15 protein-coding genes and 2 pseudogenes are annotated in these 19,750 nt (G+C 62.1%); 5 read left to right on the top strand and 12 right to left on the bottom strand.

The features are described 5' to 3' along the window. The first annotated feature begins 6 nt into the window (after positions 1–6). From R9B85_RS00085 to R9B85_RS00070, 4 genes are all read left to right on the top strand, one after another. The gene (locus R9B85_RS00085) at positions 7–879 is read left to right on the top strand and encodes an alpha/beta fold hydrolase (protein WP_112252459.1); all 873 of its coding nucleotides are present in this window, start codon (positions 7–9) and stop codon (positions 877–879) included. Positions 880–975: 96 nt separating this feature from the next. After that, entirely contained in the window at positions 976–1,863 is an 888-nt protein-coding gene (locus R9B85_RS00080; RefSeq protein WP_313855068.1) for a pirin family protein, read from the top strand. Between the two features lie 179 nt (positions 1,864–2,042). Next, the gene (locus R9B85_RS00075) at positions 2,043–2,972 is read left to right on the top strand and encodes a DNA-3-methyladenine glycosylase family protein (protein WP_423770711.1); all 930 of its coding nucleotides are present in this window, start codon (positions 2,043–2,045) and stop codon (positions 2,970–2,972) included. 184 nt (positions 2,973–3,156) lie between these two features. Beyond that, positions 3,157–3,417, top strand: coding sequence for a DUF1652 domain-containing protein (locus tag R9B85_RS00070; protein ID WP_112252456.1), 261 nt, complete (start codon positions 3,157–3,159; stop codon positions 3,415–3,417). 19 nt (positions 3,418–3,436) lie between these two features. On the opposite strand, the gene R9B85_RS00065 is transcribed toward R9B85_RS00070, so the two are convergent. From R9B85_RS00065 to icmH, 12 genes and pseudogenes are all read right to left on the bottom strand, one after another. Further along, on the bottom strand, positions 3,437–4,051 hold the full coding sequence (locus R9B85_RS00065; protein WP_112252455.1) for a Yip1 family protein: 615 nt from the start codon (positions 4,049–4,051) through the stop codon (positions 3,437–3,439). Positions 4,052–4,145: 94 nt separating this feature from the next. Next, positions 4,146–4,433, bottom strand: a complete 288-nt coding sequence (locus R9B85_RS00060; RefSeq protein ID WP_085624798.1) for a hypothetical protein — start codon at positions 4,431–4,433, stop codon at positions 4,146–4,148. Between the two features lie 170 nt (positions 4,434–4,603). Continuing rightward, a complete protein-coding gene (gene alkB, locus R9B85_RS00055; protein ID WP_112252454.1) occupies positions 4,604–5,251 on the bottom strand; it encodes a DNA oxidative demethylase AlkB in 648 nt (215 codons plus the stop codon). A 230-nt stretch (positions 5,252–5,481) separates the two neighbouring features. Continuing rightward, positions 5,482–6,927: a curlin gene (locus R9B85_RS00050; protein WP_423770710.1), complete on the bottom strand. Its 1,446-nt coding sequence runs from the start codon at positions 6,925–6,927 to the stop codon at positions 5,482–5,484. A 16-nt stretch (positions 6,928–6,943) separates the two neighbouring features. Further along, complete coding sequence (locus tag R9B85_RS00045; RefSeq protein ID WP_112252452.1) at positions 6,944–7,417, bottom strand: curlin; 474 nt, start codon at positions 7,415–7,417, stop codon at positions 6,944–6,946. A gap of 15 nt (positions 7,418–7,432) precedes the next feature. Next, a complete protein-coding gene (locus R9B85_RS00040; protein WP_207878553.1) occupies positions 7,433–9,670 on the bottom strand; it encodes an Ig-like domain-containing protein in 2,238 nt (745 codons plus the stop codon). 32 nt (positions 9,671–9,702) lie between these two features. Then, positions 9,703–11,031 carry a hypothetical protein gene (locus R9B85_RS00035; RefSeq protein WP_112252451.1) on the bottom strand — a complete coding sequence of 443 codons (1,329 nt, stop codon included), beginning with the start codon at positions 11,029–11,031 and terminating at the stop codon, positions 9,703–9,705. Positions 11,032–11,255: 224 nt separating this feature from the next. Next, entirely contained in the window at positions 11,256–12,383 is a 1,128-nt protein-coding gene (locus R9B85_RS00030; RefSeq protein ID WP_207878555.1) for a DUF6708 domain-containing protein, read from the bottom strand. Further along, on the bottom strand, positions 12,383–15,037 hold the full coding sequence (locus R9B85_RS00025; protein WP_207878557.1) for a T6SS effector BTH_I2691 family protein: 2,655 nt from the start codon (positions 15,035–15,037) through the stop codon (positions 12,383–12,385). Before R9B85_RS00025 ends, R9B85_RS00030 begins: the two co-directional genes overlap by 1 nt. A gap of 11 nt (positions 15,038–15,048) precedes the next feature. Beyond that, positions 15,049–15,927, bottom strand: coding sequence for a DUF4123 domain-containing protein (locus tag R9B85_RS00020; protein WP_207878559.1), 879 nt, complete (start codon positions 15,925–15,927; stop codon positions 15,049–15,051). Next, positions 15,927–18,106: pseudogene (locus R9B85_RS00015) on the bottom strand (type VI secretion system Vgr family protein). The gene R9B85_RS00020 and the pseudogene R9B85_RS00015 overlap by 1 nt, the downstream one beginning before the upstream one ends. A gap of 14 nt (positions 18,107–18,120) precedes the next feature. After that, on the bottom strand, positions 18,121–18,852 hold the full coding sequence (gene icmH / locus R9B85_RS00010; RefSeq protein WP_423770709.1) for a type IVB secretion system protein IcmH/DotU: 732 nt from the start codon (positions 18,850–18,852) through the stop codon (positions 18,121–18,123). A gap of 510 nt (positions 18,853–19,362) precedes the next feature. Between icmH and R9B85_RS00005 the strand changes: the two are divergent. Then, a pseudogene (locus R9B85_RS00005) lies at positions 19,363–19,749 on the top strand (gluconate 2-dehydrogenase subunit 3 family protein); the annotation flags it as partial. Position 19,750: the final 1 nt, after the last annotated feature.

The raw sequence follows: 19,750 nt of genomic DNA, 5'->3' as shown, positions 1-19,750 counted from the left end.
AAGCCGATGCAGTTGATCCCCTGGTCCCACGAATGCGCCGAAGGTTTCACCCTGCGGGGCTGGCGAACCCCGGCCAGTGGCAAGCCGTTGCTGCATTTCCTGCACGGCAACGGCTTCTGCTGCCTGGCCTACCAGCCATTGCTGATGCGGCTGGGCGAACATTTCGACCTGTGGCTCAGCGATGTCCAGGGCCATGGTGACAGCGACCATGGTGGGGTGTTTCGTGGCTGGAACCGGACCGCTGCGCTGGCGGTGGACGCTTTCGCAGCCGGGCGAGGCGAGTATGGCGACGTGCCGCGCTTTGCCGTCGGGCACAGCTTCGGTGGCGTGCTCACCGGCCTGATCCTGGCCAGTGAGCCGCAACTGTTCACGCGTGCCGTGCTGCTTGACCCGGTACTGTTCAGCCGGCGCATGCTGGGTGTGATGGGCGTGGCGGCTCTGGTCGGCTTGCACCAGCGTCATACGCTGGCGCGCAAGGCTGCCACCCGTCGCAGCCACTGGCCCGACCGCGAGGCAGCCCTGGCTTCGCTGCATGGGCGGGGTATCTTCAAGGGCTGGACCGATGAGGCGTTGCGGGCCTACGTAGAGCATGCCATCGGTGACTGTGGCGAAGCGGTGGTGCTCAAGTGCCGGCCCAGCCGCGAAGTGGAAATCTTCAGTTCGTTCCCCAAACGCATGTGGGCGAGCCTGGCGGCGATCCGCACGCCCACGCGGGTGCTTTACGGCGAGCACACTTACCCCTTCGTGCCCCATTCGGTGAACCGCCTGGCGGCGCTCAACCCTCATGTCAGCGGCAGGCAGGTTGCCGGCGGGCATTGTTTCATGCAGGAAGACCCGGTCATGGCTGCCGAACAGGTGCTCGGTTTCTTGCAAGGCTGACTGTTCCATGGGTGGAACGATGAATGCCAAACAAGCCTGCTACCGCCTGATTGGCATCATTGATAAGGTTATCTCAACCAAGAGAGGAGCCTTCTCATGAAAACGATTCTGGGTATTCACCGCAGCCCTCACGCCCACTGGGTAGGTGATGGGTTTCCGGTGCGCAGCCTGTTCACCTACGACAACCTGGCCAGCAAGATCAGCCCGTTCCTGCTGCTGGACTATGCCGGCCCTCACGACTTCACCCCCACCAGTGCGCGGCGTGGCGTTGGCCAGCATCCGCACCGCGGTTTCGAAACCGTGACCATCGTTTACCAGGGCGAACTGGAGCACCGTGACTCCACCGGCGCTGGCGGCTTGATCGGCCCAGGTGACGTGCAGTGGATGACTGCTGCCAATGGCATCATCCATGAAGAGTTCCATTCCCCAGGCTTCGCCCGCACTGGCGGTACCCTGGAGATGGTGCAGCTGTGGGTCAACCTGCCGGCCCGGGACAAGCGCGCAGCGGCTGGCTACCAGACGCTGCTGGCCGAGGACATCCCGGTGGTGGCGCTGGAGGGCGAGGGCGGCAGCCTGCGAGTGATTGCCGGTGACTATCGTGGGCATTCAGGGCCGGCGCAGACCTTTACCGCCATGGATGTCTGGGACCTGCGCCTGAATGCCGGTGCAGCCTTGCAGTTGCCGGTTGCCGCCGGGCGCAATGCGGCGCTGGTGGTGTTGCGCGGCAACGTGCGGATCAACGGCGAGCGCGAAGCCGGCCCATCGAGCCTGGTGCTACTTGACCGCGCCGGTGAGGATGTAGCCGTCGAAGCACTGGAAGGCGCCAGCCTGCTGTTGCTCAGCGGTGAACCGATCGACGAGCCGATCGTGGGTTATGGCCCGTTCGTGATGAACAGCCAGGCAGAAATTGCCGAGTCGTTCGACGACTTCCATGCCGGGCGGTTCGGGCAGATGCAGGATGCACGGGACGGTGCGGCGCATTGATCCTTGCCTGAAAAAGCTGGGGCTGCGTTGCAGCCCTATCGCGACACAAGGCCGCTCCTACAGGGAAGCACAACCCCTTGTAGGAGCGGCCTTGTGTCGCGATAGAGGCGCAAAGCGCCCCCAGCACTCAAAAGCCACGTCCGGATTGAAACTATTGGCATTACTGGCATGATCACCCCATGCCCAAGCTCACCCCCTTGCACGCCGTGCGCCGATCATTGCCCACCCCTGGCCGCCACACCCTGTGGCTGCGCTACCATGCCCCTTACCACTGGCCCTCGACCCTGGCCTTCCTCTCTGCCCGCTGCATCCCCGGCATCGAGACCTGTCTCGACGGCACCTACCGCCGTACCTTGGTAACTGCCGGCCGCCACGCCGTGTTGCACGCTACCCCTTCGGGCAGCCAGTACCTGCGGGTCTGCCTTGAAGGCGTCCCGACCCGCGCGCTGCCCGGCCTGATCGCAAGGCTGAGGCGGTTCTTCGACCTCGATGCCGACCCCGCGCGCATCACTGCCGAACTGTCTCGCGATCCACTGATGGCCCGCCTGCTACAGGAACGCCCCGGCCTGCGCGTGCCGCAAGGCTGGGACGCTTGCGAGCAGGCCATGCGCACTGTGCTGGGCCAGCAGGTCAGTGTGGCCGGGGCCATTACCTTGGCCGGCCGCCTGGTGCACCGCTATGGCGTGCCCTTGCGTTTGCCCGCACCGGGCCTGAGCCACGTGTTCCCGGCGTTACCGGTATTGGCGGCTGCGCAGTTCGTTGGCATGGGCATGCCGCGGGCGCGCGCCGCCACTCTGGGTACGCTGGCCAATGCATTGCTCGCCGAGCCGGGGTTGCTCCGCCGCGGGCAAGTGCTGGATGAACTGCTGCGCAACCTGTGCCAGATCAAAGGTATCGGCCCGTGGAGCGCGCATTACCTGGCGTTGCGCCAGGCCGGCGCGGCCGATGCCTTGCCGCTGGGCGACGTGGCGCTGATCAAGGCGTTGCGCCTGCTCGAAGGCGACGACGCCCAACTGGCGCAACGATCCCTGGCCTGGCGACCGTGGCGGGCCTATGCGGCGCAGCATCTTTGGGCATCGCTGGGGCCTGTCGGGACCGCTCGTCGCTAAGTCTGCCAGTGCGTTCGAACGCGCGGCCTGCCCAGGCAATCTTCCACTAAGGTGCTAGAGGATTCGCTGCATGCTCATTGCCCAGGCGCATGGATGCCTGCCCCGGCATGCGCAATATCAATTGGCGCCTCGCCCGACAAAGGCGTACTCACACAACAGGCCATCCCAAAGAGAGGGTCGTACCATGTCGTTGATAGGAGTTTCGATGCTAGAAATGCGGCAGATGATCGAGCAGGCCTGCCTGCCCGACCGTTGTGAAGTCAGCTGCACGGACGGCGCCAACCTGACCATCCGCCTGGGTCAGGGCCAGAGTCTCGAGGAGGGCGTGACCCTGAGCGGAGTCCCCCTGCAAAGCCTCAACAGTTGCCGCGACCTGGTCAACCTGGTGGGGCAGCTGCATGCGCTGCGTGACAGCCACCCGGCGCCACTCAAGGCGATCGCCTGAGGCGTCTGCCGCGCCCCGGTCAGCCCAGGCTGGCCGGGCGCACATATTCCGGCATCAGGCCGTTGAACCAGAACAGGATCATCGCCACCAGGATGGTCACCAGCAGCAGTAACCCCACCCCCCACACGCAGGTTGCGAACAGCATGGCCTGTTCCTTCTTCAGTCTCAGGAAGGTCTGCAACCCACCATACAGCAACACGCTGGCATACGCCGAGGCTGCCAGCAGTGCCGCCAGCGCCAGCCAGCGGATCGGCAGCAGGCCGACCACCCCGGCAAAGAACCAAGGCGTGGCGCAGTAGGCGGCAAAGCCGATGCACTGGTTGAGGCTGGGCTGTGCATCGAAACCGCGCGACATCCAGCGGATCATCATGCCCATCAACATCACCCCGACGACCGTGGTGGCATACAGCAGGCCCGCCAGTTGCGCTGCGCTGGCCATGCTCAGGCGTACGCGTTCCTCGGCCGCCAGGCTCCAGCCAAAGGTGGTGGTGCCGACGAACAGGCACACCGCGGGGATCAAGGCCAGGGCCAGCAGGCGCGGCAGATATTGCTGCGGGTGGTCTTCCTCGGCCCGACGAATTTCCAGCCAGGCGTCGGCGGGGTGAGTGAAGAGCTTGAGCAACGGGCTGTTCATTGGCGTTCTCCGTTTTCCGGCAGGTCTGGGCCCTTTTGCTATGGAGACATGCCGCGCCGTGCGGGTTCAGCCGGGTTGATCGCCGTTGATCGTCTTACAGCAGTTCCAGCAGCAGGTTCAGGCCGCCATCACCGCATTTGCCTTGATCGCGGACCACACCGTGGTAGCTGCGCCCGTCCCAGACGAAGGCCACGCTGTGGGCACGGTCGACCTTGTCGGGCAGCGGCGGGCAAATGTGCAGGCGCAGGCCTGGGCGGCCTTGCAGGTTGAGGGCCGCGAGCTGGCATTGGCACTCCACGCTTTGTGCCACCGGGCCGAACAGGGTATCGCGTACGTAATCGAGTTGTACTGAGGCATTGGGCGCGCGGCAGGGCATTTTCATCGGCGCGCGGCTCCGCTGTGAGGGGGCGGGAAACAGGGCTGGCAGGGCATGGCGAGCTCCAGGCTGAAGAAGGCGTGGCTTATCGTTTGAAGCTTGCCTGGCCAAGATGTTCAACGCGTTTCATGCGCGTTCATCATTTTTTGCGCCGGGTGGCCGGCCGTTGGTCCGGTTCAGCCACCGGCCTTGCGCAAGGTCAGGTTGATCCGCCGTTCACCCAGGCGCGGATGCACGCCAGGCTTGATCGGGAGCACGCCGTGAAAGCGCAAGCGGTCTTCGCCGCCCCAGACCAGCACATCGCCATGGTTCAGCGGGATGCGCTGGGTCTTGTCGGCGCGCTGCAATCCACCGAACAGGAACACCGCCGGCAAGCCCAGCGAAACCGACACGATCGGCTGGCCGAAGTCCTGCTCGTCACGGTCCTGGTGCAGGCTCAGGCGGGTGCCCGGCAGGTAGTGGTTGACCAGGCAGGCATCCGGTACGAAACCGTCGAACCCGGCCATGGCAGCGGCGCGGGCGGCCAGCTCGAGCAACACCGGGGGCAGGGCGGGCCAGGGTTTGCCACTGAGCGGGTCGCTGGGGCTGTAGCGGTAGCCGTGTTCATCACTGACCCAACCCAACGTGCCGCAGTTGGTCAGCCCTACCGCCATGCGCAGGCCACCCGGGGTATGCATGTGCCGGAACGGCGCGGCACGCAGCACCGGGCGCAGGGCATCGAGCACGGCCTCGATCTCGGCCAGGGCGAAGCCGGGCAGCAGCACGGTGTGGCTGGCCAGGCGTTGCGGCTGGGAGCCGAACAGGTCGAGGTCGGACTGGATCATGGGATTGGGTATCGGCTTTGGCTGGGGACCATTGTAATGCGCTTGGCAGGTTTGGCCTATTCGCGGGCATGCCCGCTCCCACAGGGTTGGCGCAGGCTTTGATGGCAGTGGGGTACCTGTGGGAGCGGGCGTGCCCGCGAACAGGTCGGCAAGAAAACGCCGTTCTGACAGGAATAAAAAGGAACCGCGGCACCAGGGAGAGGAGCACCGCGGTTCAAGGGGGGAGCGATCTATTGCTGGGTCACAGTGGCCACGTTCGCGCTACCCAGCTGGGTAATGGTCGCGGTCTGGGTGACACCGCTCTGGTCGACATACGCCTTGTTGCCCTGGCCTCCCTGGGTCACGTAGGCGATGTTGTAGCTGTCAACCTGCTTGATATTGGCTTCGTTGCCGCCACCGTACAGCTGATTGGTGTAGCTCTGGTTGCTGTAGCCGGACTGGTCCAGGTTGATGACGTTGCCGTTGCCCTGGCTGTTGCCATAGGCATAGTTTTCGGTGCCACGCTGGTCGGCGATCAGGATGTTGTCAGTGCCGTTCTGCTCGAAGTACAGCTCGTTGTTCATGTCGGTCTGCTTGGTCTCCATCTGGTTGCCGGTGCCTTTCTGGGTCAGCGTCGCCAGTTGGTTGTCACCGTTCTGGGTCAGGTTGACGCCGTTGCCATTGCCGTTCTGGTTGATGGTGGCGTTCTGGTTGGTACCGAACTGGCCGCCCATCTTGGCGCCTTTCCAGTTGCTGGCGGTGACGCTGTTGCCATTGCCCTTGGTGTTGATGGTCAGGTTGAGGTTTTCACCGTTCTGGTAGGTGAAATGCAGGTTGTTGCTACCGGTCTGGGTGATGGTGGTGGTCGAGTTGTTGGTTTCGAACTGGTCCGACCAGCTGGCGTTGGCCGTGCCCTGTTGCGACAGGCTGACCGTGTTGTTGGTGCCGAAGCTCTGGTCGATATAGCCTTCGTTCAGCTGGCCGGACTGGGTCACCGATGCCTGGCTGGCGGTCTGGTTGTCCTGCCACACTTCCACCGAGTTGCCGCCACCGTACTGGCCAATGCCGATGGCGCCGCCGGTGCCGTCGCGCTGGTCGCCATACGCCCAGTTGCCCTTGCCCTCCTGGTAGACCTGGATATCGCCATCGACGTAGTTCAGGTGCTCGGCGGCGGCGTAGTTGTCCTGGCCGACCTGGTTGATGCTGCTGCGGTTGTTGCTGCCACCAAAGGTCTGCTCGATGAAGGCTTCGTTGCGCTGGCCGGATTGCCAGGTGGTGGCCTTGCTGCCTTCCTGGCTGTCCTGCCACACGGTCGAGGCGTTTTCGGCGCCTTGCTGGGTTTGCAACGCTTGGTTGCCCAGGCCCAGCGACTGGCTGGCGAATGCATCGTTGTAGCTGCCACCGGCATGCTGGGTGATCTGGCTGCCGTTCTCGAACAGCTGGTCGGCGTAGCCTGCGTTGTACTGGCCGTTGGCGCTCTGCTGGATATCGCTGGTGCTCTCCGACTGCACCGCAAGGTGGTTGTTGCCCTTGCCGGTCTGGGTCTGGGTGGCCGAGGCGAATGGCGCCAGTGACTGGCTGACCTCGGCGATGTTTTCCTTGCCGTCCTGGGTCTGCGACGAGGTGCTGTCAGCAGCCATGGCCTGACCTGCAAGGGCCAGGACGATGGCGGCACTTAACGGAGCGAGCTTGTACATGGGGGTGCCTCCAGGTCTATCGGTATTGGGTGATCTGAACGTGCTGGCCATTGCCGGCCTGGGTCACGGAGCTGGTGAGGCCTGTGCCCGCCTGCACGATGCTGGCGCTGTTGTCGTTGCCGATCTGCTCGATGGCCGCGCTGTTGCTGCTGCCGGTCTGGCGGATCGACGCGGTGTTGCCATTTCCCTGTTGGCTGATGATGGCCATCAGGTCACTACCTTCCTGCAAGATGTACGCTTCTTGCGCGCCACCGGCCTGGACGATGCGGCCCAGCAGGGCCTGGCCGTTCTGGTCGAGGGCGGCGCGGTTGCCCGCGCCTTGCTGCTCGACCACCGCAGCCTGGCCGGCGCCGGCCGGCAGCAGGCGGATGATCACCGGTTCGCCGAGGTCGTTGCCGGGCGCGAGGTCGGCATTGTCCAGCAGGTCCTCGGCCCAGCAGGCCTGGCCCGCCAGGGCCAGGCCGAGCAGCAGGGAATACAGGCATTTCATTGCAACCTCCGGCCTTTACTGCACGGTTACGTTGACGGTGCGTGTGGTGCCCTGGCTGGTGGTGATCGTCGCCGTCGGTGCCGCAGTCGGGATGATCGTGGTGCTATTGCTCACCGCCAGTCGCCAGCGGCCGGTCAGCGCTACCGTGGCAGTGCCAAGGGTCTGCACGCCGGTAGTGGTGGTTACCCGCACGGTGACGGTGTTGCCGGTGGTGACCGACGAGGTGCCGCTGAGGTCCCAGTTGTAACGGTTGTTGGAGCGTGCCGTGACCGTGGCAGCCGTGACCGTGAAGGTTTCGGCGGCAGGCCGTGGTGACACGTTGACGGTAACCGTGCCGGAGTTGGACAGGGCCCCCAGCGAGTCACGAGCCTGGTAGGTGAAGGTGGTAGTGAAGGCCGAGGTCACCGTGGCCGGTGGGGTGTAGGTCACTGCGGTGCCGTCGGTGCTGACGGTGCCCCGGCCGGCAGCCGGCTGGGTAAGGGAGGCAGCGGGGACAGTCAGCGGCAGGTTGCCTTCCGGATCGGTGTCGTTGGCCAGCACGTTGATGGTCAATGGCACGCCCAGGGTAGCGACGGTTTCCGGGTTGGCGGTTGGGGCCCGGTTAGGTGCTACGTTGACGGTGACCGTGGCCGGTTCCGACTTCAGGCCCTTGGCGTCCACCGCCCGGTAACTGAAGGTGGCCACCACGGGTTGCGTGGCCCCGGCTGGCGGGGTGTAGGTGACCGAGGTGGTGCCGTTCATCACCACGCCGCCAAGGCCTGTACCGGGCTGGGTCAGGTCGCTGATGGTCAGCGGCACGTTGCCATCCGGGTCGCTGTCGTTCTGCAGCAGGTTGAGGGTGATCGGGATGCCGACGCTGGTGCTGCCGATATCGGCCTGGGCCAGCGGTGGCTGGTTGGCCGCCTCGACCGGCGCGTTGCCGACCACGACCACCGGTTCGACATCGCTGCCACCACGTGCCGATTTGACCGTGATGGTGGCTGGTGGCTGCGGCACGTCGTTGACGGTCAGGCTCTGCAGCGTGCCCGCCTTGGACAGGCGACCATAGCCCTGGGCGAGCAGGTCGGGGACCGCTACCTCGTCACTGGAACTGGCCTCGATCAGCAGGCGCTTGTTGGCCCAGTCGTAGCGTGCGGTGCTGACCTTGACCACGTCGGTGAGCTTGCTCGACAGCGCGGTCGGCTGGGTTCCGCCGGCGTTGTCGCTGGCGGTGACCACCACCACCGCAGGCGGTGCTTCCTGGCTGAGCTGCTGGTGGAAGAACAGCCCGTTGTTGTCGGTGGTGAGGGTGTACTGGCACGGCGAAGGCGGGGTGCCGACCAGGGCGATGCCATTGCGCATGCACAAGCTGGCTGCGCTAGGCGCCTTTGCGAATACTTCCGTACGGGTGCCGGTGGCATTGCGCGAATAGGTGGCGCGCTCCAGGCTGACCGGGGTCTGGGCACGTTGGTCCAGTACCTTGCCGGAAACGGTGAAGGTGTTGGTCTGGATGGTGCCAGCGGGGCCTTGGATGCGCACGAAGTTGGTGTTGAAGGGGCTGCCGGTCACCGCTTCGGTGATATTGGGGTCGCCGATGTAGGTTTCGATGGCGCCGGTATCGGGGTTGACCGCGGTATAAGGCCCACCAACACCCTTCAGCCAGGGGCCGATCGCCCCCGCCAGCGCGCCCCGGAAGTTGCCCGGTGCGCCGATGCCGATGTCGCGGGTGATGTTGATTGCCCGTCGGCCTGGCGTGGTGACGTTGACCGTCTCCACCCCGTAAGGGTGGGTGATGGTGTAGGTACCGGTGCTTGGGACCGAAGCACGGATACGGATCCGGGCGAAGCTTTGCTGGTCACCATCGACCGGGTTTTCGGCGGCGAAGGCTGCCTCCACCCCGGCTACATAAACCTCCAGCTCATAGCCGCTGTTGCCCACCTGTGGGATGTCGGTTTCAGCCAGGAACCAGAACATCTCTGGCGGCCAGTTGTCCGGGAACACCAGCGGCAGGGCATCGTCATAGATGCCAGGCTCGGGTAGCAGGGTACACATGTAGGCTGGTGCCCCTGGCGCGCCCGGCGCACGTGTACTGGTGGCACGGGACTGGCACAGCTCCAGGGACTGGTCGAGGCTGTCCTTGTACCACATCGGATAGCCACCGGTGGCGAAGGTGTAGGGCCCCGGGTCGACATCGGACAGCGCGGCAAACGCGGCGCTGGTAACGGTAAGGGAGAGACCGGCGGCCAACAGCGCACGGCGCGACCAAGTGTTCATGCTGCCTCCTTGAAGGCTGAGCCTTTGTCTGTTCATGGCACCAGCACCACGTCTTCGGTGTCGCTACCGCCGTTGGTACTGGTGACCTGCACCTTGGCCGGCGGGATGGGTGACAGGCTGGTGCTCAGCGTCTTCACGGCGCCAGTGCCGCTCAGATTGCCGATCAGCGCGCCGTTGCCGGTATGTGCGGTGAGCACTGGCGGCGTGGTTTCGTCGCTGGTGCTGGCCACCAGGGTCAGCTCGCCGGTGGACAGGCGGTACTGAGCCTGGGTGATGGTAACCAGGTCGGTCAGCGGCACGTTGGCGGTGGTCAGGCTGCTGGTAGGGATCGCCACGCTGTTGTCGGCGGTCAGCGTCAGGATCGACCCGGCGGCCGGGTCGAGCACCGACTGGGCGTACCAGGCACCGGTACCGTTGGCCTCGGTGAGGTTCAGGTTTGGTGTCTGGCTGGTCAGGGCGACGCTGGCCGGTGGCGGTGGGGCCATCACGAAGATGTCCTGCTGCGCGTGCAGGTCGCCGTTCTCGGTATGCCGCGAGTAGGTACTGCGTTGCGGCATCAGCGGGGTTGGCAGGGCCACTTCGGAAAGCTTGCCCGAGACCGCGAACAGCTCGGTGCGCAGGTCGATGCCACCGGGGCCTTCGATGCGTACGTAGTTGGTATTGAACGGGCTGCCGGTCACCCGTTCTTCCAGGTTCGGGTCGCCGATGAAGCGCTCGCTGCCTTCGGTGTAGGGGCCGTTGACGCTGCGCAGGAATGGCCCGACATCGCCTTTCAGGGCGCCAGTGAAGTCGCCAGCGCCGGCAATGCCGATGTCGCGAGTCATGTTGATTGCCCGGCGCCCGCCCGCAGGTACGTCGAACACGTCAACGCCGTATGGGTGAGTGACCACATAGGTGCCGGCGGTTGGTACATCGACCCGGATACGCACCCGGGCGAAGCTGACCTGGTCGCCGTCGACCGGTTCTTCAGCGGCAAAGGCCGCTTCGATGGCGGTGCCGTAGCTGAGGTCGATGCCGCGGGTGGCGTCGACGATGGCGGCATCGGCGGTGAACCAGAACGCCTCGTCAGGGAAGTTGGTGGGGAAGACGATGGGTTGGGTATCGTCGAACACGCCGGGGGTAGGCAGCAGCGTGCACATGTACGACGGTGCGCCGGGCGCGCCAGGCACCCGCGAGCTGACGGCCTTGGTCAGGCACAGGTCGAGGGTACGACCATGGCTGTCCTGGTACCAGGCGGGGAACCCGCCGTTGGCGGGAACATAGGCGCCAGGGTCGACAGCGTTCAAGGCAGCCTGCGCCGGGAGCTGGAGCATGCCGGCGAAAATCGCCACTGCCAGCGGGTGGGGTATCGGTCGGTGCATGAGTCATTTCCTCCTGCAAACGGGCCCATGGACTTGGGGCGTCTGGCAGGAGATCGGCAATAGGCGTGCCAAGCCGGGAAAAACATGCTGTAGCCCTTACAGGGCAAGGGATCCAATTCTCTTGCGAAGGCCTTGGCAAGTATTTGCCGTTGGGCACCGTGCCCCCAAGGTTGGGGACTGGGGCAGGTGGTGCCGACCCATTCGTAGCATCAGCTACTCGGTCGCTACACCTTCGATCTCGGCGTACGTAATTTGCGTGGCTTTTTCTCTGAACGCTTGCCGGGTTTGAGATGCCAGCGATCGGCATTGGCGAGCAGGCGCTCCTGGATCGCAGGTGGGTAGTCGCTCAGCGTTGTCACCGCTGGAACGGGCTTGCCGGGCATTCCAGCTTCGCGGATCACCTTCGGCCAGCGCGGTCGCCAGCACAACAGCAGGCTCAGCCAATGGCCGGTTCCGATGATGACGAAGGCGGGACAAACCAAGAGCAGGACGACTTTGAACAGCCAGCTGCTTTTCCGGAAGAAGCGACCCAATCCTTCGAACTGGGCACCGAATGCCTGGACGAGCGAGGGGAGTTGGGTGCTCAGACGGGGACGGGGGACGGCATGTGGGCCATCTTCCATATAGCGGCGAATGAATTCCCACTCGTCCCGAAGTTCACTACCGCCTTGGCCTTGCTTGCCGAGTAGGGCCATTTCCATGTGAGGGAGGCCGGTGTGGCTGGGGTGCCAGACCAGGCACAGCCTCATGCCCGCGCTGAGGGAGTCGTCTTCGGGTTTGACGCCTGTGCTTCCGGTTGTTCTCCAGGGGAATGTAGCTATACCGCCGCAGCAGCTTGGTCTATGGAGGTGAACTTGCTGGGTTTTTCGATTGAAGCGAATGAGCAAGTGGCGACTGGTAAGCATTTCTAGTCGCGTAAAACGAAATCCGTATTTGGCATAAAAATAATAAACGGCTCCGCCTATTGATAGCATGTATGTGCTGAAAAGGACCGAGAACACAGAAAGGAAGTCGGGTTGAGTTATGTTGGTGTAGACGGAGCTCAATGTTATCTTCAGCCATGCGTAAGTCATCGGAACTAAACTGCCAAGCGTCATTATAGTGATGATGCCGCGTTTTTCTTCTGACCCGCCACAGCGCATTTCCATATATGTATCGTTAAAAGAAAATATCGGGCCGCGTGCATTGGGTTTTTCGCTGACACTGTTGAAGTGTATTTGTTTGCTCATGTCATTTTCATTGGAATCCTTGTCAGCTCGCTTTTCAATCAAGCTTCTCTGCGCGTCAAATACCTTACGCTTCGCTTTTGATTCAATTGCCATCTCCCACAGCCCCCGCTCGATAAGATACATCAAAGGACCTCGCTGAAAGCTGAGTGCAGGGCTGCTAACTCTTCTCGTTCATCGTAAGGTTTAGAGCTTTTATCCAAACGATAGCTGCTTCGCTTGCACCACTTTTCCAGCGCATCGTCCTCGAGCAAGAAAATGATGGTAGTTAGGAGCAAGCCTACCCAGAACGCTCCTAAAATTAATTTGGTTAACAGCAAACGAGCCGCCTGCGTGCCCAGTCTAGTAGCCAGGCTGCTTAATGATCGCCCTACAAGACGTATGAGTTTGCTCTGGTTATTGATCGTGAGGCGATCGAAGAGGGGCTTAGCTATTCCTATGGCAGTTCCCAATTCTCCGACAGATAAAGCGAGTGTAGCCAGTGCGCGCGTAAAATAGGCCCCACTCAATGTCCACGATTTCGTTGAGGCACTAGGTTGAGTGTGACTTTTTACCCCGTCGGCGAAGTCCCACCAAGCCAGTACGAACCCACCCATCCCCGCTAATCCGGCGCCCCAGAGTTTCAGCCTCCCCAAGGTCGCAACTGCACCTCTACCGGTCACGCTATTTGCGCCGTAACGCGTCACCACCTGTTCCACATAGCTGGCCCCAATCTCGAAACCCGCCGCAGCCGTGGTCATGGCGGCTGCCATGAGTTCGGTCTTAATCCGTACATCACTGCCAGGCAGTTCGCGGGCCTTGAACGCCATCAGCATCCCTTCCAGCAGGCATACAAGACTGGAGACACGTACTTTGTAGAAGTCGCTCTTATTGGCTTGCATCAATCCTTCGGCCCAGGCCTGGTCCAAGTAACGTCCTGCCTGGCCAGCGCTGCGCTGCGGATTCAATGGCTGCCCGCTACGAGCCGCATCACTTAGGCGTATGTCGACAGCTGTCTCATGTACCGAAGCAAACAGCGTCAGGCGCAGGCCATGGTGCAGGGCACGGTCCATACTGTTGGGGGCTCCGGTACGCAGTACCTGTCGGCCCAGTGCCACGTACCAGGCGTATAGACCGATGCTAGCGTGGCTGTTTCTGTTCTGCAGTTCTTCATATAAAGCGTTGGCGCGCCCGAAAGCATTCGCCGCAATGTGTGCTTGCCGGACAAGTGACTCACGCAGCACAAACCATGATTCCGACGGTGGTTTGGCCATGGCCGCTTCCCGCAGCGTCGCGAGCGCATCACGAATGTCATCCTGGTTGTACGTGATACCCCGTATCGCCAGGTTGCTCCGATCAGCAACGTCACTGCGCCACCAGTGGTCCAGCACGGTCGTTCCCCATTCACTGAGCTCCATGCCGATCACGCACTGGCCGGTCTGTTCGGCAAAGGCTAGGCCATTGATCAGGTCGGCATTGTCGTAACGGTCCAAGGCCTGTAGCAGGCGTTCACTGATCAACCAGCGGGCATGATCCTTGGCCCGATCCTCTGTCTCCTGTTGGGCCTGTTGCATGGCCTGCTCGAAACTTTCCAGCTGATCGTGCATCGCCTGCCGATCGACCAGATGGCCGTATTTCTGGTCGAACTTCTTGCTGAATTCACCGCTATCCTGACGGGACTGGACCTTGGCGCGGACGTCGCGCTCGAACTTCTCAAGCTGTGGTCTCATCCTCTCATCATGCGCATCGGCCTGTTGCCTAGCCCGATCAGAAAATGCATAGAACTCCACCGGCGTAGCCGGCTGGTTGCGAATGGTCTCGGCCATGACTTCGCGCTTGACGATCCGGTCGGCCATCATCTGCGGGTAGAGCTTTTCGATCTCCAGGAACGATTGTGCGATTAGCAGTCTTCGCTCGTTGTCCACGCCTGGTTCTACGGAGTGCCGCAGCCACTTGGTCTTTACGTCGTCGACGGCAGCATTGCGCCAGGCATTGAGCTCCTGGGTGATACCGATGGCGTCTTCGATGACGATTGCGGCGCCGCGGGGTTTGGTTTGGTTAACCAACGGTGCCAAGGCTTGTCGTGACGCGTGTGGCGAGACGATCTGATCGTTGTTGAAGGGCTGCATGTCCAGCAGCGCTTTCAGGTCTGAATCCTCCTGGGCTTTGAAGTCGGCGACCCAACCAAGCTGATCGTGCTTGAGTACATGGTTTTGCGGCGGCGCATCGGAGGGCTGGATGAATTGGGCGATATCGATGGCCGGTAGACTACTGCGATACTCGTCCTCAAGTAGGCGATAGTTGTCGAGCATGCGTGGGGTCAGTGGGGAAGGGCTGAACAAAGGGCGCAGTTCTTGGATGTCATCCAGATCGTAAAGAGTGATAGTCCAGCCAAAGCCGCGAATGATCTCCTCTAGGTTGGCGGCGTTGGGAGCGGATTCCCAAGGCGCGTCGGCGCGGATGTACAGCAGCGAGCCGTTGGGTGCAACGCGGTACTGGCTGTGCCATTGATAGGCCGGTTCGCTGTGACGCTTGATCAGCAGGTAGAGAAAGCCTTCGCGCAAAGGGCGGATGGCATAGTCAGAATGGGTCAGCTCGCCGACATCTTGAAAGGGGCTGAGGTAGCCCGGCAATTTGGGCAAGCGGGCGCGTTGTGCCGGGTTGCCACCGACGGCGGCGTAGCGCAGGGGCAGCAGTTCGAAACGGCGGGTGCAATCCGCGACAGGGCTGTTGCGCAGTGCAGGGCGGTAGCCGGTGGTGATGCGTCTGCAAAGTTCGAGGGTTTCGGTGACCGAGTCCATGGCTGTGTACCTCAATTATTGGCGTGCAGGCGTCGCTGCACGTTGTCCATCAGGGATGTCTGCTGTTCGCGCGTTGCAACAATCGCGTCCTGCCAGGCTTGTGAGCTACTGAGTTGTTCGCCGTGGCGAGCCAGTATGAGCACATAGCTGATGAGGTCTTCCTCACGGTCCAAACCTTGCTCGCGCGCCTGATCTAGGTAGTGCTGGATGAGACCAACCCGTGTTCCATGGCAAGCAGTGGCCAAGGCTGCACAGGACGGCTCGTCCTTGATCAGCTCGGCAAGTTGATAGCTCAGCGGGTCTCCCGCCAATTCAGCCCAACAGTCTTCGTTTAGCGTGATTTGTGGGAGGTGCAGGGACGGAGGCTGATCAGCACCGGATACTTGTAGCCACAACCGCTTGTTCGGGTGCGCTACAGGTGACCACCAGTGATGGATGGGAGCCAACCATTCGCTTATCCCTGGCAGCTCACGATATGTATCCAGCACTCGCAAAGCTGCAGCGTTGTGGAAGCGCAGGAGGTACAAATGGCCGTCAGCTCCCGTCACGATGTTGGCGTGGCTCAGATGCCGGGCAAGTTGGGCAGTTGGTAACGCGCTGACGATCCAGCCGCAAACCGCGCCCGAAGCAAGCTGTTCGAGTTGCCATTGAAAATCGTACTGGGCCGACACATCGGAGCCTGGCCGCGATCCGAATAGCCAAGGGCCTGCTGTTCGCAGATTGTGGAGCTGGGTTTGTTGCAGCAGCGGCCAGCAGCGGTCCTCATAGTGCCGGGTCAACTTTTCCTGCACGCCGGGTGACAGGCTGGCCATTTCCACGATCGCGCTCAGACGATAGCGGTCGGAGGTGCGCAGCACCTCCACCACAGTCCTGATAAATGGGCTTGGCATCAGCTTGTTCCTTCCATGCGAATCATGTTGTGGCCGTCCGCAATCGCTTTCAGCAAGCAGCTCAAGCAAATGGGCTCGCCAGGCTCTGGTACGCCGAAGGTCGATGTCATGCGCTGGCTGCATTTGGCCTGCTGACTGACAGGACCCTTTAAGGCCAGTGCTAGTCCGTCCAACGTGATACCGGCACCATCTATGCGCAGCAACCCGGCCGGACTCCTGATAGTCAGGCTTTCGCTGACCTGGATGTCATAGACCTTGGTTGTGTGGCGGATGGCTTCCCCGGCCTGCAAGGTATTGTGACCGGCCACGCTCTGTTCCAAGTGACCACCGATTTCTATCGTGTGATTGGCTTTGGTGACGTCCTGGCGGTGGTTGCCGACCTGTTCGATGCGGTCCTGGCCAGTGATAATGGTATGGTTCCGGCCAATGGTCAGGGTATCGTCATTGCCGATTTCGTGGGCCCGGTCCTGGCCGATATTGACGGACTCGTCCCGGGCAATCTCTTCCCGACGGTCCTGGCCAATCGAAAGGGTCTCATCCTTCTCGACACGCTCGGTGCGGTCGTTCCCGACTTGCGTGGTTTCATCGTGTTTGACGATGTTGTTCTGGTCTCTTTCTGCGTGGATGAAGACTTCCTGTCGTCCCAGTTCGTCCTCGAAGCGCAGCTCGTTGAAGCCATCGCCCTTGTGGGTCTGGCTCTTGATGGTCATGCGGGTCTTGTGTTCGGGCAGGTCGTACGGCGGCAGCTGGTTTCCGCAATAGGTACGCCCGGTGATCATCGGCTGGTCGGGGTCGGCGTTGACGTACTGGATGATCACGTCCTGGCCGATGCGTGGGATAGCCATCGAGCCCCAGCTACCGCCGGCCCAGCCCTGTGACACACGCACCCAGCAGGAGCTGAACTCGTTGTTCTCGCTCTCCCGGTCCCAGGGGAAGCTCACCTTGACCCGGCCCCACTCGTCGCAGTAGATCTCTTCCCCGGGCGGCCCGACGACCGTGGCCATGTGCGGGCCGTCGATGCGTGGTTTGGGCAATGGCGCCGGACGCCATTCGATCCGACCGGGCACCAGCACGGCTTCCTGTGAGTAGCGCGTTCCTTGTTCGGCCCGGCAGCTTCTTCTTGCAGGCTGGTGAACTGGCTGCCCTCGTGATGAACACGCATTACACGCCAATGGGCGTTTAGGTCTTTGCGCGGATGCTCGATGAGGGTAAAGCTCAGCCCCGGTTGCAGGCGTACATCGTCACCCTCGACTTCGGCAATACGGGCGTCATGGCGCAGGGCCGTCAGGCGGGTAGCGGTGAAGGGCACACCGACCGCATCGCGCTTGTAGCGGCCGGGGTAGTCGAAGCGCTCATAGTCCCGGGACTGATGGGTGATGCCACTGTCACTTGCGCGGTGTTCCTGCCGGTATTGCGGGTTGGTGAAGGTGTAGTCCCGCTGCACCTGGCGTGCGGTGCGCACCTGTTCGCTGTAACGCAGGCGGCGCAGGCAAGGCCTGGCCTGGTCACCACCGCTGTTGGCGCGGTACAGCACCTGGTCGGGGCCGATGTCGTCTTCATCGAAGAAGTCTTCATCCTCGTCGTCGGCCTTGATCGCGCCTCGGCTGATCTGCCCCAGCGCCAGCAGCCGGTCGGTGATGACCAGCAGGTGGTGTTTCGGTGTGTGCTCGAAGCGATAGACAAAACCCTCTTCACCCGCCAGGCGGGCGATGAAGTCGAGGTCCGTTTCACCGGCCTGTACGCAGAACTCGCGCACCTGGTGCTCGCCCATGCTCTTGATTTCGAAACGGGCAATGCCCTGGCGCCTGAGCATCAGTTCGAGAATCTGCGGTACGGTTTTCTGCTGGAAGATGCGCCAGTTCGAGCGCAAGCCGGCACGGGCCAGCACGGGCTCGACCAGGGCGCGGTAACGGGTGCGATAAAACCCCGTCTCGCCCTGGCTGAAGCTGCTGACCAGGCCATGCACGTAGCGCAGGGGGCGCTCACCGCGCCAGATCGTGAACAGCACCGGTTTGTCGAGCAACTGGCCGAAGTCGACCTCGTCTTCAAAACTGATCAATTCCAGCTTCAGCTGGAACGGTGAGCTGATCATTTCGTCGAGTTCGAACGAAACCACTTCGAAGTCACTCTGGCCAGCCAGCGGCTGGAAGGTGAAGCGCAAATCGGATTGGCCAGGCATGCGGATCCCCCCTGCTACTGCTGCAGAATGCCGTTGAGCGACTCCAGCACTTCGGCGGTAATCAAGCTCAGGCGGTAGCTGTAGTAGCAGTAGGCGCAGACCATGGCGATGGCGGAGATCACCAACGGGCTCCACCAGGGCCATTCCCGGCGCAGCATGCGGTGGGGACGGTGGACCACGTTGGTATACGGATCGCCCGCGAATTGCGGCGTGGGGCCGCGCAGTTCACGAATGACCTTGTGCATTCGCGAGATCAGGGCATTGATGATTTCATCGCACTTCGGGTCCAGGGCGTACTTGCCCTTCAGGCCCAGGCAAAAGCAGAAGTACAGGAACTCCAGCACATCCTGGAACTCCTTGGGCGACTGCATCAAGCGCTCCAGCAACACGAAGATCTTCTCGCCACCCTGGGTTTCGTCATGGAAGATGCTGAGCAGCGGTTCGTGGCTCCAGCATGAATTGTTCCCCCAGGGGCGGCTCATCACGGTCTCGTCCAGATAAAGACACAAGGCATAGGAAAAAGCTTCGAGGTGCACAGTGGAGTAACCGTGCTGCTGTATTTCGTCGCGGATGGCGCTGACCTGGATCTGCAGGGCCTTGTGCACCTGTTCGATGTTGGGTAGGTCATCCAGCGTTTGCAGGCGAATGGCCAGGCCGAACAGCGGGTTGGCCGCGTCAAGCATCAGGTTGGCGAAGCCGCCGCGAAGCTGGAAGCCGGGGTCGGCCGGGTAGCCAGGAAGATCCATAGCGTGCCCAGGTCCGGTGCTGGAGCGAGTTGCTGGCTCCTTGGATATCCTCCAGCAGGACCGGTTTTTTCTTCCTGTTTACTGCTTTTACAGATACATCGGGCTCATTGGACATCCGTAATCCTCGTTGTCGGCGCGCCATTGCTGCGTAGTGGCATGAAGTATCCATGCGGATGTCGCAGGCATTTGGCTGAAGCCCGAACCTAAACCAGGAATCAATCTATCGGGAATCCCGAAACGTCCGATGCGATCGTAGGAATTTTCTTCTTTTGTGCATTTAGAATCTGAAGATGCAGCTCAAGGCGTGCTGAGTGTGAAAAATACCTTGGCTGGATGCAAAGGCTTAGGGGCATCCTTAATGACAGGCAAGTACGGCATGAAACCGGTTTCAAAACATTTCTGAACACGCTAGATTATCCGGCTGTTTTCTTGATGGCCCATCAAGACCACCCCCGTATTGAAAACCAGATGGCGCTTTTCAAGGCCGCACACAGCCGATGAGGATTCGCAATGCCTGAGCATGCCCCAGACAACCCGCGCAGGGATTTTCTGCGCAAGACCTTGACCCTGATCCCCGTGGTCACCGTGGCCAGCACGGGGCTTGGCGTGGGTGCCGGTCAGCTGCTTGCGGCCCCGCAACATGAACCAAAGTGCCGGCAACGCCACCAGCGGGCAACTACCAGCCGACATTCTTCACTGCCGAGGAGTGGGCTTTCGTGCAGGCAGCCGTCTCGCGCATCATCCCGGCCGACGAGCTTGGCCCTGGCGCACTTGAAGCCGGCGCTGCGGAATTCATCGACCGGCAGATGAATACCCCTACGCAACCGGCGCGCAGTGGTACATGCAAGGCCGTTCAAGGCCGACGCCGCGCCTGAACTGGGTTACCAGCTGCAACTCA

Origin of the sequence: Pseudomonas sp. NLJ1, from assembly GCF_049486705.1 — a bacterium.
In the GTDB taxonomy this organism is placed as follows: Bacteria; Pseudomonadota; Gammaproteobacteria; order Pseudomonadales; family Pseudomonadaceae; genus Aquipseudomonas; species Aquipseudomonas inefficax.
Note: the sequence above shows the minus strand (reverse complement) of the source record. Positions and strands in the feature narration are given on the sequence as shown.